Source organism: Intrasporangium flavum, from assembly GCF_001956915.1.
GTDB classification, from domain to species: domain Bacteria; phylum Actinomycetota; class Actinomycetes; order Actinomycetales; family Dermatophilaceae; genus Monashia; species Monashia flava.
In genome coordinates this window covers 15,117-28,348 of the sequence record NZ_MLJO01000023.1, presented here as the reverse complement: position 1 = coordinate 28,348, position 13,232 = coordinate 15,117, and the positions used below count along the sequence as shown (strand labels likewise).

Below are 13,232 nucleotides of genomic sequence, written 5' to 3'. Positions count from 1 at the left end.
CCCTCCCTTCCCGTCGAGTGAGCAGCTCGTCCCACCCGCCCCCGTGGTTACTTGACGCTGCCGGCCGTGAGGCCGCCGACGAGGTGCTTCTCGATGAGCGCGAAGAGGATGACGACCGGCACGACGGCGATGACCGACGCCGCGAACAGCTGGTCCCAGTGCTGCTCGTAGCCGGTGATGTAGGCGCGCATGCCGACGGTCAGCGGCTTGCGGTCGTCGTCGATCATGAGCGTCAGCGCCACGACGTACTCGTTCCACGCCGCGATGAAGGTGAAGATCGTCGCGGTGACGAGCCCCGGCAGCGTCAGCGGGAGCATGACCCGGCGCAGCACCTGCCACCGGTTCGCGCCGTCGAGCGCCGCGGCCTCCTCGACCTCGAGCGGGATCGAGGCGAAGAAGCCGTGCAGGATCCAGATCGCGAAGGCGAGGTTGAACGCCGCGTTCGTAATGATGAGTGCTCCGTAGGTGTTGATCATGTTGAGCTCGAAGAACTGCCGGTAGAGGCCGACGACGAGCGAGGTGGGCGCGAACATCTGCGTCACGAGCACGAGCAGCAGGAACGCGCCACGGCCGGGGAACTGGTGCCGGGCGGTCATGAACGCCGCCGGGATCGCGACGAGCACGACGATGACCGTCGAGCCGCTCGCGACGATGAGCGAGGTCTTGAGCCAGTTGAGGAACCGCTCGTCACCGAGCACCTGGGCGTAGGTGTCCCACTGCCAGACCTTCGGCAGGAACGAGGGCGGCGTGCTCTTGACGTCGCTGCTCGTGCGCAGCGAGTCGAGGACCATGACGAGGTACGGCGCGAGGAACACGAGCGCGACCAGCGCGCCGCCGACCGACATGAGCACCCGCTTGCGACGCTTGGGGTCCCGCGGCGTCGGGCGCGAGTCCTGCTGCGGCACAGCGGTGCCCGCGCTGCCGGCTGCTGAGGCGGTGGTGGCCGTCATCGGCTCGTCTCCTCACGCCAGTTGATGATCTTCAGGTACACGGCCACGACGACGAGGATGAGCAGGACGTTGAACACGCCCGCCGCCGCCGACATGCCGACGTCCTTCTCCTGGCTCTTGAACGCGAGCTTGTACATGAACGTGATCGTCGTGTCGTGCGTGTAGCCCGGGTTGCGGTCGTTGAGCGTGTAGATGATCGGGAAGCTGTTGAACACGTAGATGACGTTGAGCACCGTGGCGATCATCAGGGCCGGGCGCAGCAGCGGCAGCGTGATGTTCCAGTACCGCTGCCACGGGCTCGCACCGTCGACGGTGGCCGCCTCGAGCACGTCGTCGGGCACGGCGCCGAGGCCGGCGATGAAGACGAAGATCGTGAACGGCAGCGACACGAAGACGCCGACGACGACCATCGAGAACATCGTCCAGCTGTCGTCGCCGAGGAAGTCGATCGGCTGCCCGATGAGGTGCAGCGACAGCAGGACGTGGTTGATGATCCCGTAGTTGTAGTCGTAGAGCAGGACGAACAGCTGGCTCGTGATGACGAGCGAGGCCGCCCACGGGATGATGATCGCCCACCGCACGAGGCGCCGGCCCGGGAACTGCTTCACGAGGAACTGCGCCAGGGCCAGGCTCAGCACGATGGTGATGGCCACGACCGAGACGACCCAGATGACGGTGTTGGTCAGGACGGTGCCGAGGTCCTCGTGCTGGAGCACCTTGACGTAGTTCTCCCACCCGGCGTCGCCCTTGCGCAGGCCGGTGATCGAGTACTGCCCCTGGCTGGCCTGGAACAGCTTGATCGCCGGGTAGAGCACGACGCCGAGGATGAGCGCGAGCGCCGGCAGCAGCCAGAGCAGCGCGACGAGGGGGTGGACCTGGCCGATGCGCCCGGCGCTGCGGCGCCGTCGCCGACGGGGCGCGTCGGGCGGGGTGGACGCGTGGGGGGTGGCCGACGCGTCGGTGCTGGGGGAGGGCGCGCCGGCGCCGGACCCCGCCGCGAGGGCGGGATCCGGCGTCGGCGTGGTGCTGGGGCTCATGAGGGGTGGGCCGCTCAGCCGCCGTTTTCGGCGGTCTTCTGCAGGTCGTCGAGGACGGCCTTCGGGTCACCGCTCATGGCCTTGCCGAGGTTCTGCTGCACCGCGAGCTTGACCTTGTCCCACGTGGGGTCGTCGGTCGGCGTCAGCTTCGCGTTGGGCAGGGTGTCGAGGTAGACCTTGAGCTTCTCGTCGCTGTGGAAGAACTGCACGCCCGACTTCGTGACCGGCAGGAAGCCCTCGGCCTTGATGAAGGTGTTGACCTGCTCGGGCTGGTAGTAGAGGTCGTAGAAGGCCTTGACGGCGTTCTGGTTGCCCGGCTTCTTGAAGGCCATGAGGTAGTCGGTGACGCCGAACGTCTTGCTCTCGCTGCCGTCGTTGCTCGGGAAGGGTGCCACGCCGTAGTCGACCTTGGCGTCCTTGTCGAGGTCGGCCGCGAGCGGGCTGAAGCCGATGACCATGCCGGCCTTGCCCGACTTGAAGAGGTCGAAGGCGTCGGCACGGTTGGTGCGGGCCGGGTTGTTCTGGGTGACCTTCTCGTCGGAGAGCTTCTTGAGGAAGTTCAGCGTCGCGACGTTCTTGTCGGAGTTGATCGCCCACGTGCCGTCGGTCTTCCAGTCGCCGCCGTTGTTGAACAGCCACATGGAGAACTCGCCCTGGGCCTCCTCGGGACCGAGCGGGAGGGCGTAGCCGACGTTGCCGGTGGCGGCGATCTTCTTGGCGTCGGCCTCGAGCTCGTCCCACGTCTTCGGCGGGTTCGCGATGCCGGCCTGCTTGAAGATCGCCTTGTTGTAGAAGAACGCGCGGGCGCTGGACAGGTCGGGGAAGCCGTAGAACTTGTCCTGATAGGTGCCGTACTTGACGAAGGTGTCGAGGATGTCACTCTTCGTCGCGGCCGGCAGCACCTCGTCGGAGCTGTAGAGCAGGCCGTCCTTGGCGTAGCTGGCGTACGCGTTGAGGTTGAGGATGTCGGGGGCCTGGTTGTTCTGGATCATCGTCGAGGACTGCTGGTCGATGTTGTCCCAGCTGACGACCTGGACCTCGAGCGTGTAGCCCGTCTTCTCCTTGTACGTCTTGGCGAAGGCGTCCCAGAAGGCCTTGGTGTGGTCCTTGGAGTACTCCGCCGCGACGAGCTTGATCGTCTTGGCCTCCTGACCGCTGCCCCCGGTGCTGCCGCCCGCCGACCCGGCGCCGGTGCCCCCTCCGCACGCGCCGAGGGCGAGGCCCGCGATGGCCAGACCCGCGACGACGACACTCTTCTTGGTCGAGCTCATGTCTCTCCTTGGTCCGGGCCGGGACGCGGGGTGCGATGTCGGACCCACCCGGCCACCCTCTGCTCGAGGTGACGAACAACCTAGGACGGCTCTTTGCCGTTGGCAAGAGCAAAACTGACCGAATGCTTAATCATCCGATCACAATCACGCATCGCCGCGCACGGAGTGATCATCGTGCGACGCGGTGGGTCAGACCTCGTGGACCTCGACGCCGACGTCGCGCAGCGCGTCGACCTCAGCCCGGTCAGCGCCCACGGTAGTCACGAGGTGGTCGATCCGCTCGGCGGGACAGATCGAGGCGAAGGTGCGCGCGCCGAGCTTGTCGCCGGTGGCCACGCAGATGACCTTCTTGCTGCGCTCGATCATGGTGCGGATGATCGCCGCCTCCTCCTCGTGGCGGCACGTCGCGCCCTCGCGGGCCGACAGGCCGTTGACGCCGACGATCGCGACGTCGAGCCACAGCTGGCCGAGCACGAGCTGGGCCAGCGGGCCGGTGACCTCGTAGGACTCCGGGCGGGCGACGCCGCCGAGCGAGACGCACTGCACGTGCGGGCGGAGCACGGCCTCGGTCGCGATGTTGAGCGCGTTGGTGACGATGGTGACCTCGCCGTCGGCGTCGACGAGGTCGTCGCGCGCGGTGATGGCCCGCGCCGTGGCGGTGGTCGTCGTGCCGCCGTTGAGGCCGACGACCTGGCCGGCCTCGACGAGCGCGGCCGCCGCCTCGGCGACGCGGGCGCGGTCCTCGTCGGCGCGGGTGCTGCGGTAGCGGTAGGGCAGCTCGTAGGCGACGCTCGTCGCGACGACCCCGCCGTGGTTGCGGGCGACGAGCTGGCGCTTGGCCAGCTCGGAGAAGTCACGACGGATCGTCGCCTCGCTGACGTTCAGCAGCTCGGCCGCCTCGCCGACGCCGAGCCTCCCCGCCGTGGCAAGACGGTCGAGCATGATCGACCAACGGCTGGCACGGTTGCGGGCGAGGTCGCTCTCTTCGGTCACGCGCTGACGATACCGCGCAGAACGTGCAATGGACATGACCGACTGTGCGCGATTACGCTTTGATTCGAGCAGACACAATCAGAAGGCGTCGCGCGGCCCCGACAGGCCTCAGCGCGGCACCGTCGCGAGACCCATCCGGAGCGTCCCATGCCGCAGACCACGCACCTCGCCCGCGAGATCGCCACCCAGCCCGACGACTGGGCGCGCGTCATCGGGCGCCTCGACACCGTCGCCGAGCACCTGCCCCGCCCGGGCGAGCGCGTCGCGACGATCGGCTGCGGCACGTCGTGGTTCATGGGCCAGGCCTACGCCGGACGCCGCGAGGACCTCGGCCAGGGCGTCACCGACGCCTTCGCCGCGTCCGAGCACCACCTCGCGCGCGGCTACGACCGCGTCGTCGTCATCAGCCGCTCCGGCACGACGACCGAGGTCATCGAGGTCGTCGAGGGCCTGCGCGCCGCCGGCACCCCGCACGTGTCGGTCGTCGCCACCGCGGGCACGCCCGTGGCCGAGCGGTCCGCAGCGACGATCCTGCTCGACGACGTCGACGAGCAGTCGGTCGTGCAGACCCGCTTCGCCACCACGACCCTCGCCCTGCTTCGCGCCTCGCTCGGCGAGGACCTCACCGACGCCATCGCCCAGGCCCGAGCCGTGCTCGCCGAGGACGCGTCGGACGCCGTCGGTGCCCTCGCGCTCGCCGAGCAGGTCACCTTCCTCGGCCGCGGCTGGACCAACGGCATCGCCGCCGAGGCGGCCCTCAAGCTGCGCGAGTCGGCGCAGTTCTGGTCCGAGTCCTACCCGGCCATGGAGTACCGCCACGGCCCGGTCAGCATCGCCGCCCCCGGCCGCGCCGTGTGGGCCTTCGGCTCGGTGCCGGAGGGGCTCGCCGACGAGGTGCACGGCACCGGCGCCCACTTCGAGCACCGCGACGTCGACGCCCTCGCCGACCTCGTGCGCCTGCACCGGCTCTGCCTCGCCAAGGCCGACGCCGCGGGCCTTGACCCCGACGCCCCCCGCAACCTCACCCGCAGCATCGTCCTGACCTGACCCGCCCCCACGGGTCCACCCGCCCACTCGACCGGGAGGCAACACCTCCCACTCCCGGTCGAGTGGGCACTTTCCCACTCGCACCCGTGAGTCCAACTGCCCACTCGACCAGGCTGACCCGTCGAGTGGGCAGTTGGACTTTCGGTGCGCGCCCCGTCAGCGGAGGGCGAGCAGCTGCAGGAGGCGGGCGGCCTCGTCGGCGACGGCGTCGCGGGCCGCACCGAGGTACTTGCGCGTGTCGACGGTCGGCGACGCCTCGAGACGCCCGGTCATCGCGCGCGTGAACACCTGGTTGAGGTGCGTGGCCACGTTGACCTTGGTCATGCCGGCCTTGACGGCTGCGACGAGGCCGTCGTCCGGGACCCCTGAGGAGCCGTGCAGGACGAGCGGCACGGGGACCGAGTCGCGCAGTGCCGCAATGAGATCCGTGTCGAGCTCGGCCGTGCGGTCGGTCATCGCGTGGCTGCTGCCGACGGCCACGGCGAGCGCGTCGACGCCGGTGTCGGCGACGAACCGTGCGGCGTCGGTGGGGTCGGTGCGCACGCCGGGGGCGTGGACGCCGTCCTTGCCGCCGACCTCGCCCAGCTCGGCCTCGACGCCGACGCCGGCGGCGTGGCACAGCGCGACGACGCGGGCGGTCTCGGCCCGGTTGGCGTCGTCGGGGAGCGTGGAGCCGTCGAACATGACCGACATCAGCCCGAGGCGCACGGCCTCCTCCACGAGCGCGGTGTCCTCGGCGTGGTCGAGGTGGACGACGACGGGCTGGTCGCACGCGTCGGCGATCGCCAGCGTCGCCAGGGCGATCGGCGCGAGCGAGCCGTGGTAGCGCACGCAGTTCTCCGAGATCTGCATGACGACGGGCAGGCCGACGCGTTCGGCCGCGGTGGCGTACGCCTCGGCGTGCTCGAGCTGGATGACGTTGAAGGCCGCGACGGCGCGACCCTCGGCACGGGCGCCCGCGAGGACGCTCGCGAGGTCGCTGCGGCTCATGCCGGGCTCTCCTCGATCTGGACGGACTGGAACAGGCGCGCGGCGTCGTCGGGGTCGACGACGCCCGCGACGGGCTGGAGGACGGCGGCAGCCGACCAGGCGACGGCGCGGCGCAGGGCCTCAGCCCACGCGTCGACGCCGGAAGGGAGGCCTGACGCGTCGCGCAGCTCGACGGCCAGGGCCGCGGTCATCGCGTCGCCTGCTCCGGTCGGGTTGCCGCGCAAGGGTTCTCGCAACCGTGCACGCAGCGACACGTCGGGCGCGACGAGCTCGAGGCCGGAGGCGCCGTCGGTGACGACCGCCGCCCCGGCACCCCGCTCGAGGAGCAGGCGGGCCAGGGCCCGCGGGGACGTACCGGCGTCGACGCCGAGGGTGGCGACGGCCTCGGTGCGGTTCGGCTTGACGAGCCTCGGGCCGGCAGGGAGGGCTGCGGCGAGCGCCGCGCCGCCGCAGTCGACGACGGTGTGGAGGCCCCGGCGAGCGGCCTCGACGACGAACCGGGCGACGAGGTCGTCGGGGGCCTCGGCGGGCAGGCTGCCCGACACGGTGAGCACCTCGGCCTGGTCGGAGAGGGCGGCCAGTGCCTCGGCGACGCGCGTCCACACGGCGTCGGGCTGCGGCTGCCCGGCCTCGTTGAAGAGCGTCGTGCGGCCGTCTGCCTCGACGACCGCGATGGATCGCCTCGTGGCAGAGGGGGACTCGACGAGACGGTGGCTGACGCCACGGTCGGTGAGGTCGGCCGCCCACGCGGCGAGGTCGGCGGCGCCGACCGGGGCCACGGCCACGGCGTGCTCGCCGAGACCGGTGAGCACCGAGGCCACGTTGAGGCCCTTGCCGCCGGCGCGCTCGGTCATGTCGTGCACCCGGTGCGAGTCGCCGAGGTGGACGGCGTCGACGCCGTAGGTGACGTCGGCCGCCGGGTTGGGGGTGAGCGTGACGATCATCGGCCGACGAGGTCGAGGGCGATCGTGGCCGCCCCGAGCGAGCCGGCCCGGTCACCGAGCGCGGCCGCCTCGACGGCCACGTCGGTGCGGCCACCGAGGCGCATCGTCAGGGCGGCGCGCAGCGGGTCGAGCAGGGTGTCGCCGGCGTGCACGAGGCCACCGCCGACGAGGACGAGCTCGGTGCCGGCCGCGGCGACGACGGGCGCGACCATGATGGCGAGCGCCTCGATGGCCTCCTGCCAGACGCGTCGGGCCTCGGCCTCGCCGGCGTCGGCACGGCGCGCCACCTCGGCGGCGTCGCCGACGAGGCCCGTGGCCTCGGACCAGCGGCGGCCGATGGCGCCGGCGCTCGACAGCGCCTCGAGGCAGCCGCGCTGGCCGCAGCCGCAGAGCGGGCCGTCGGGCTGCACGACGATGTGGCCGATCTCGCCGGTCCACAGGCCGCCGGTGACGAGCCGGCCGCGGCAGAGGATCGCGCTGGCCAGGCCCGTGCCGAGCGGCACGAAGAGGACGTTGTCGGCGTCGCGGGCCGCGCCGAGGCGGTGCTCGGCGAGCAGGCCCGAGCGGACGTCGTGCCCGATGGCCACCGGCACGTCGACGTGGGCGGAGACGGCGGCGTGCAGGTCGAGGTCGCGCCAGCCGAGGTTGGCCGACCAGACGCCGATGCCGGCCACCTCGTCGACGAGCCCGGGTACCGCGACGCCGACGGCGAGCAGGTCGACGTCGTCGCCCGCCGCGGCCCGCAGCTCGGCGACGGCCTTGGCCGACACCTCGCCGAGCCGGTCGCCGACGCGCTCGGGCGTGGGCACGACGGCCTCGGCCAGGACGGTGCCGCCTGGCGTCACCAGGGCCGACTTGGTCCGCGTGCCGCCGACGTCGATGCCGACCACTGCCTCATGCTTCACGGTGCGCAGTCTATGAGCAATAGTGCGCGGAACGATAGTCGAGCGATCACATTCGGACACGGCAAAGCGGCGGGACACGCCCGCGTGTGCCTCACGATGCCACCTCGACGCCCGCCGCGCGCGCGAGCGCGCCGGTGGCGCCACGCGGACCCAGGCGTCAGCGTCGGTACAGGGCGCGAGCGGGGCAGAGCCGGATCGCGACGTCGGCCTCGGTGGCCGGCACCGACGCGTGGTCGACGATCGGGTAGCCCCACTCGTCGAGGCGCACCTGGGCGAGCAGCTGCGCGCAGACGCCGTGGCCGGTGCACGCGACGCGGTCGACGGCGAGCGTCGTGTCGTCGACGAGCCCGAGGCGGCGGCGGGTGGCGTCAGGGCGGTCGGAGCGATCAGTGGGTGAGGACATGGTGGCTCCTCGGGTCGGCGGCACCCGCAGCCTGGGTGGCGTGGGTGGCACTCGTGCGGGTGGGGCAGTGGCCGGCCTCGTGCGCGGCGACGTGGGCGGCGAGGACGTGCAGGGCGGTGGCGGCGAACCGCGCGACGCCGTCGGGGAAGCGGCACGCGCCGCGGCCCGGCAGCAGCCCGATGCGGTACCGGACGCGGGCCGTGGCCGACGGGTCGCCGGTGACGACGCCGCGCCAGTCGGCGGCGAGGGCGGGCAGGCCGAACATGCACGGGCCGCACTGGCCGGCGGACTCGCCCGCGGCCCACGCGAGGCAGCGGTCGACGAACTCGAGGGGGCAGTCGTGGGCGCCGAGCACCTCGACGACGCCGGGGCCGAGGGTGGCGCCGTGGGGCGCGAGGTCGGCGCCCGACCACGTCAGGCGCGAGGCGGCGTCGGTCGGCACGAACGCACCACCGAGACCACCGACGAGCACCGCCGGGGCGTCGGGCGCGAGGCCGCCGACGGCATCGAGCAGCGAGGCGAGCGGCACGCCGGCCTCGGTCTGCACGACGTGCCCGCGCACGCGGGGCGTGCTGACGGCGACGAGGCGCGGGCCGGGCTCGTCGGGGGTGCCGAAGCCGCGGAACCAGTCGACGCCGTTGCGGGCCACCTGCGCGACGCGCCACGTCGTCTCGGCGTTGAGCACCAGTGTCGGCCGCAGCCGCCGGCCCGACGCGTCGAGGCCGCCACGGGCGACGGGCTGGCGCTTGGTCACCGGCCGGGCCAGGCCGCCGTGGGCCAGGGACACGAGCGAGGACTCCTCGGAGGACACGTAGCGCGGCGGCGCCTCGAGCACGTCGAGCCCGGCACGGCGCAGCAGCTCGGCGGTGCGCGAGCCGCGGTGGGCCGCGAACCGCGCGCGGCGGCGTCCGGCGACGAGCCCCGCGCCCTCGACGAGCTCGGGAAGGTGGTGCTCGACGACCCACGCGTCCTTGGCCGCGCCGAGCTCGCCGTCGCAGGCGTTGACGATGAGGTCGGCGCGGTGGTCGCGGGCGGCCTCGAGCTTGGTGGCCGTGCTGAAGGCGGCGCCGCCGCGACCGGTGAGGCCGGCGTCGGCGAGCAGGGAGGTCAGGCGGTCCATGGCGGTCTCCTGGTCGGCGTGGTCTGGGCAGGCGGGGTGTCGGGATGTCGGGGGTGTCTGGGGTGTCGGCGGGGCGGCGGGTCAGGTCCAGCGCTGCGCGGCGACGGCGTCGCGACGCTCCCGGTCGGCGCGCGTGGCGCTCCAGCGCCAGGCGATCGCGCCGGCACCGACGAGGCCGCAGAAGATCGTGGTCCCGCGCAGCAGCGGCTCGTTCGCCGTGCCGAGCGCGAGGCCGTGCACGAGCGCCATCGGCCACATCGCGTACGACAGCAGGTGGACGCGTCGCCACGTGCGCTCGGCGAGCCGGTGGCGCAGGGCCGAGGTGACGCCGACGGCGAGGAGGACGTCGAAGGCCAGCGTGCCGAGGCCCACCCAGGCGGTCTCGTAGCCGGACGTGAAGGGCAGCAGGGCCGACACCGCGTCGATCGACACGTACGTCTCGGCCACGGCGGTGGCGATGTGGGCGCCGAGGAACACGAGCATCCCGAGCGAGAGCCAGCGGTGCAGCGCGATGACGACGGTGGCGGACTCGCCGTGCGGGCTGCGACGGCCGGAGGTCACGAGACCGAGCACGAGCACGACCGTGAGCAGGACGATGCTGGCGACGCCGGTGGCGCGCGAGGTGTACCAGAGCAGCTCGTTCATCAGGCGGCCCTGCTCGGGCGGGAGGAGACCGGCGCGGTCGGCCCGGGCCAGCCGGGCGTCGTGACGACGCGGCCGTCGACGCCGTCGAGGCGGGCCGGGACGCCTTGCTGCGCCAGCCAGTCCGGCGCGTCGGCGCCGAGCACGATCGCGGCGGTCGAGGCCGCGTTCGCCTCGAGGCACGACGCGCCGGCGCACGACACCTGCGCCCACACGCCCGGCGCGGTGCGGCCCGTGCGAGGGTCGACGATGTGGTGCCGCGGCCCGTCGTCGGACTGCCACGTGCGCAGCCGCGTCGACGACGTGGCGACGGCCTGGCCGGTCGACTCGACGACCTGGACGGTGTGCCCCGCGGCGTCGACGATGCCGACCGCCCAGCCGGGCTCTGGCACGAGTCCGCCGACCGCGAGGTCGCCGCCGAGGTTGACGAGGAAGCCACCGGGCAGCCGGTCCCCGAGCATCGCCGCGATGGTGTCGGCGGCGTGCGCCTTGGCGGAGGCGCCGAGGTCGAGCAGCGTGCCCCGGGCCACCGACACGCGTCGGGCCGAGACGTTGAGGTGGACACTGTGCCAGCGCGGCACGGCAGCGACGACCGACTGGTGGAAGACGCCCCGGGCCCGGACGGCGTCGAGGTCGGCGTCGTAGCCCTCGGCCGCGAGGGCCGAGCCGATCGTCGGGTCGACGAGGCCGCCGGTGAGGCGCGCCGCGCGCAGGGCCGCGTCGAGGTAGTCGGCGAAGGTGGGGGAGACGAACGCCTCGGCCGGTCCGCGACGGGCCCGGGCGGCGAGGCGGCTCACCTCGGAGTCGTCCCGGAACCGGCTGACGGCCCGGTCGACGGCTCGCAGGTGCGACCGGGTCAGGGCCAGCGCCGCGTCGAGCACGTCGGGCTCGGTGACGAGGACGGTGTTCGTCGTGCCGATGGCGCGGAACGACGCGGAGGCGAGGGGCGTGGCCGGCCCGGTGGTGGTCGCGGCGGACATCACGAGCCGCCCGACCCGCTCTGGGCCTGGCTGCCGGAGCCGCTGAGCGGCGAGACGGCCTGGAAGCCGGAGGACTGGTTCGAGGTGTCCGAACTGCTCGAGCTGCTCGAGCTGCTGCTGGAGTCGTTGCTGGACGAGGTGTCCGAGCTGCTGGACGAGGTGTCCGAGGCGCTCGACGAGCCCGACGTGTCGCTCGCCGTGCCGGAGGTCGTGGTCGTCGACGAGGTGGTGGCCACCGACGCCGTGTGGTCCTGGGCGAGGTGGACGCCGATGCCGCCGACGAGGAGGGTCGAGGCGGTCAGCAGACCCGACGTCCACAGACGGGCGCGGCTCAGGGCGCGAGGCACGGGGCTCATGGGGGACTCCTTCGAGAGGTTGACCCCTCAACCGTCGCGAGCGCCGCTGTGGGCCTGCTGTGGTCGTGCGGTGACCCCGGCATCAATCATCGCGGCGCCCCCTGAACGCGTTCCCGCCGAAACAGCTCGATCCGGACGTTCCCCTGCGCATCCTCCGGCGAGGCTGGGAGCAGGCTGGCACGCGTCGGGGAATCCGCTTGCGCCGCAAGGCGACAGGGCACGACGCTGGCGCCATGACGCTGCACATCCACAACGTGACCTTCGACTGCGCCGACGCCCGTGCCCTGGGGACCTTCTGGTCCGAGCTGCTCGGCTGGAACGTCTACTACGACGACGACCCGGAGGTCGTCGTCGCGCCGTCGTTCCCGCCCTCCGGGCTCGGGCTGCTCTTCATCCCGGTGCCCGAGGGCAAGACGGCCAAGAACCGCCAGCACCTCGACCTCGCCCCCGACGAGGGCACCCGCGACGAGTGGGTCGAGCGGGCCCTCGCCCTCGGTGCCACGGTCGTCGGCGACCACCGCACGCCCGAGGGCCCGGGCTGGGTCACCATGGCCGACCCGGAGGGCAACGAGTTCTGCATCGAGCGCGGCGCGCCCGAGATGGGCACCCGCCCGCCGCGCGCCTTCCGCATCACCACCTGAAGGCGAGGTGGTGCCCGACGCGTCGGGCACCACCGGGCGCACTGGAGGCGTCAGGACGCGTCGGGGCCGGCGCCGTGGCGCTCGAGGAACATCGTCGCGGCGTCGGCCACCTCACGCCAGCCGCTGTCGACGACGAGCGAGTGCCCCCGACCGGGGATCTCGACGATCTCGGTGGGGTTCGCGTTGCGGAACTGCTTCTTGAAGGCCGCGTGGCTGACCGCCCACGGCACGATGTGGTCCTTCTCGCCGCTGATGACGAGCAGCGGACCACGGTCGGCCCGCTCGGAGTCGACGCTGGCCTCGGTGCGCGGGTCGAGGTTGGCCGTCGCGGCCTGGAACAGCGGGCGGCCCGGTGCCGGAACGGGATACGCGCGGTAGAGGTCGGCCGCCTCCTCCGCGGACACGGCGTTGGCGAAGGCGTAGCGGAACTGGTCGAAGGTCAGCGAGACGGCCCGGCGGTAGTTGGCCGGGTTGCCGAGCACCGGCGAGGACGCGCGCAGTGCCGACAGCGGCAGGGGAAGGACGCCGCGGAACGGGGCCGGGTCGATGGCGACGGCGGCGTGGGCGAGCCCCATCCCGGCGAGCTTCTGGGTGATGAGCCCGCCGAAGGAGTGCCCGATGACGACCGGCTCGCGGTTCAGCGCGCCGATGAGCTCGGCGACGTGGTCGGTGACCTGTCCGACCGTCACCCCGGCGAACGCGTCGGGGTTGGCGCGGGCCTCCTCGACGGTCGCGGGGTCACCGGGCCAGTCGGCGGCGACGGTCGCGTAGCCGAGCGACTCGAGGTGCTCGCGCCAGGCGTCCCAGCTGCCGGCGAGCAGCCAGAGGCCGTGGACGAGGACGACGGGGCGCTTGCCGCTCGCGTTGGCCGCCTCCACCTCGGCACGCTCGCGGGCGGTGATGGTGCTGGTCGGGGTCGTGGTCATGAGGGGCTCCCGGTCGGCCGTGGCGAG

General features: G+C 72.8%; 15 protein-coding genes. 2 read left to right on the top strand and 13 right to left on the bottom strand.

What is annotated here, in order from left to right:
- Positions 1 to 47 precede the first annotated feature (47 nt).
- The 4 genes from BIV28_RS16665 to BIV28_RS16650 all read right to left on the bottom strand — a co-directional run bounded on the left by BIV28_RS16665 (position 48) and on the right by BIV28_RS16650 (position 4,251).
- Positions 48 to 950, bottom strand: coding sequence for a carbohydrate ABC transporter permease (locus tag BIV28_RS16665; protein ID WP_076263656.1), 903 nt, complete (start codon positions 948 to 950; stop codon positions 48 to 50).
- Positions 947 to 1,987 (bottom strand): carbohydrate ABC transporter permease, encoded by a 1,041-nt coding sequence (locus tag BIV28_RS16660; RefSeq protein ID WP_242653102.1) that lies wholly within the window; start codon positions 1,985 to 1,987, stop codon positions 947 to 949. The genes BIV28_RS16665 and BIV28_RS16660 overlap by 4 nt, the downstream gene beginning before the upstream one ends.
- A 14-nt stretch (positions 1,988 to 2,001) precedes the next feature.
- Complete coding sequence (locus BIV28_RS16655) at positions 2,002 to 3,258, bottom strand: extracellular solute-binding protein (protein ID WP_076263655.1); 1,257 nt, start codon at positions 3,256 to 3,258, stop codon at positions 2,002 to 2,004.
- A 189-nt stretch (positions 3,259 to 3,447) separates the two neighbouring features.
- Positions 3,448 to 4,251, bottom strand: coding sequence for a DeoR/GlpR family DNA-binding transcription regulator (locus BIV28_RS16650; protein WP_207556049.1), 804 nt, complete (start codon positions 4,249 to 4,251; stop codon positions 3,448 to 3,450).
- A gap of 147 nt (positions 4,252 to 4,398) precedes the next feature.
- Between BIV28_RS16650 and BIV28_RS16645 the strand changes: the two genes are divergently transcribed.
- Positions 4,399 to 5,298 carry an SIS domain-containing protein gene (locus BIV28_RS16645; protein WP_076263654.1) on the top strand — a complete coding sequence of 300 codons (900 nt, stop codon included), beginning with the start codon at positions 4,399 to 4,401 and terminating at the stop codon, positions 5,296 to 5,298.
- 156 nt (positions 5,299 to 5,454) lie between these two features.
- On the opposite strand, the gene BIV28_RS16640 is transcribed toward BIV28_RS16645, so the two are convergent.
- The 8 genes from BIV28_RS16640 to BIV28_RS16605 form a co-directional block, all read right to left on the bottom strand.
- Positions 5,455 to 6,288, bottom strand: coding sequence for a class II fructose-bisphosphate aldolase (locus BIV28_RS16640; RefSeq protein WP_076263653.1), 834 nt, complete (start codon positions 6,286 to 6,288; stop codon positions 5,455 to 5,457).
- Positions 6,285 to 7,232, bottom strand: a complete 948-nt coding sequence (locus BIV28_RS16635) for a 1-phosphofructokinase family hexose kinase (RefSeq protein WP_076263652.1) — start codon at positions 7,230 to 7,232, stop codon at positions 6,285 to 6,287. Before BIV28_RS16635 ends, BIV28_RS16640 begins: the two co-directional genes overlap by 4 nt.
- Positions 7,229 to 8,137 carry an ROK family protein gene (locus tag BIV28_RS16630; protein ID WP_076263651.1) on the bottom strand — a complete coding sequence of 303 codons (909 nt, stop codon included), beginning with the start codon at positions 8,135 to 8,137 and terminating at the stop codon, positions 7,229 to 7,231. The genes BIV28_RS16635 and BIV28_RS16630 overlap by 4 nt, the downstream gene beginning before the upstream one ends.
- A 157-nt stretch (positions 8,138 to 8,294) precedes the next feature.
- Positions 8,295 to 8,540, bottom strand: a complete 246-nt coding sequence (locus tag BIV28_RS16625; RefSeq protein ID WP_076263650.1) for a ferredoxin — start codon at positions 8,538 to 8,540, stop codon at positions 8,295 to 8,297.
- Positions 8,524 to 9,660, bottom strand: coding sequence for an NADH-ubiquinone oxidoreductase-F iron-sulfur binding region domain-containing protein (locus BIV28_RS16620; RefSeq protein WP_083707442.1), 1,137 nt, complete (start codon positions 9,658 to 9,660; stop codon positions 8,524 to 8,526). The genes BIV28_RS16625 and BIV28_RS16620 overlap by 17 nt, the downstream gene beginning before the upstream one ends.
- An 81-nt stretch (positions 9,661 to 9,741) precedes the next feature.
- Entirely contained in the window at positions 9,742 to 10,305 is a 564-nt protein-coding gene (locus BIV28_RS16615; RefSeq protein ID WP_076263649.1) for a ferric reductase-like transmembrane domain-containing protein, read from the bottom strand.
- Complete coding sequence (locus BIV28_RS16610) at positions 10,305 to 11,282, bottom strand: FAD:protein FMN transferase (protein WP_076263648.1); 978 nt, start codon at positions 11,280 to 11,282, stop codon at positions 10,305 to 10,307. Before BIV28_RS16610 ends, BIV28_RS16615 begins: the two co-directional genes overlap by 1 nt.
- Positions 11,282 to 11,638: a hypothetical protein gene (locus tag BIV28_RS16605; RefSeq protein ID WP_076263647.1), complete on the bottom strand. Its 357-nt coding sequence runs from the start codon at positions 11,636 to 11,638 to the stop codon at positions 11,282 to 11,284. The genes BIV28_RS16610 and BIV28_RS16605 overlap by 1 nt, the downstream gene beginning before the upstream one ends.
- 233 nt (positions 11,639 to 11,871) lie before the next feature.
- Here BIV28_RS16605 and BIV28_RS16600 point away from each other — a divergent pair, with 233 nt between their 5' ends.
- Complete coding sequence (locus BIV28_RS16600) at positions 11,872 to 12,279, top strand: VOC family protein (RefSeq protein WP_076263646.1); 408 nt, start codon at positions 11,872 to 11,874, stop codon at positions 12,277 to 12,279.
- 50 nt (positions 12,280 to 12,329) lie between these two features.
- Here the strand turns inward: BIV28_RS16600 and BIV28_RS16595 are convergent, their stop codons facing one another.
- A complete protein-coding gene (locus BIV28_RS16595; RefSeq protein WP_076263645.1) occupies positions 12,330 to 13,205 on the bottom strand; it encodes an alpha/beta hydrolase in 876 nt (291 codons plus the stop codon).
- Positions 13,206 to 13,232 lie beyond the last annotated feature (27 nt).

Bases quoted from the DNA above. Each gene is read 5' to 3' on its own strand.
- BIV28_RS16600 (WP_076263646.1), top strand. From the start codon at position 11,872: ATGACGCTGCACATCCACAACGTGACCTTCGACTGCGCCGACGCCCGT.
- BIV28_RS16615 (WP_076263649.1), bottom strand. From the start codon at position 10,305: ATGAACGAGCTGCTCTGGTACACCTCGCGCGCCACCGGCGTCGCCAGC.
- BIV28_RS16640 (WP_076263653.1), bottom strand. From the start codon at position 6,288: ATGAGCCGCAGCGACCTCGCGAGCGTCCTCGCGGGCGCCCGTGCCGAG.
- BIV28_RS16665 (WP_076263656.1), bottom strand. From the start codon at position 950: ATGACGGCCACCACCGCCTCAGCAGCCGGCAGCGCGGGCACCGCTGTG.
- BIV28_RS16610 (WP_076263648.1), bottom strand. From the start codon at position 11,282: ATGTCCGCCGCGACCACCACCGGGCCGGCCACGCCCCTCGCCTCCGCG.
- BIV28_RS16635 (WP_076263652.1), bottom strand. From the start codon at position 7,232: ATGATCGTCACGCTCACCCCCAACCCGGCGGCCGACGTCACCTACGGC.
- BIV28_RS16595 (WP_076263645.1), bottom strand. From the start codon at position 13,205: ATGACCACGACCCCGACCAGCACCATCACCGCCCGCGAGCGTGCCGAG.
- BIV28_RS16660 (WP_242653102.1), bottom strand. From the start codon at position 1,987: ATGAGCCCCAGCACCACGCCGACGCCGGATCCCGCCCTCGCGGCGGGG.
- BIV28_RS16605 (WP_076263647.1), bottom strand. From the start codon at position 11,638: ATGAGCCCCGTGCCTCGCGCCCTGAGCCGCGCCCGTCTGTGGACGTCG.
- BIV28_RS16655 (WP_076263655.1), bottom strand. From the start codon at position 3,258: ATGAGCTCGACCAAGAAGAGTGTCGTCGTCGCGGGTCTGGCCATCGCG.
- BIV28_RS16625 (WP_076263650.1), bottom strand. From the start codon at position 8,540: ATGTCCTCACCCACTGATCGCTCCGACCGCCCTGACGCCACCCGCCGC.
- BIV28_RS16620 (WP_083707442.1), bottom strand. From the start codon at position 9,660: ATGGACCGCCTGACCTCCCTGCTCGCCGACGCCGGCCTCACCGGTCGC.
- BIV28_RS16645 (WP_076263654.1), top strand. From the start codon at position 4,399: ATGCCGCAGACCACGCACCTCGCCCGCGAGATCGCCACCCAGCCCGAC.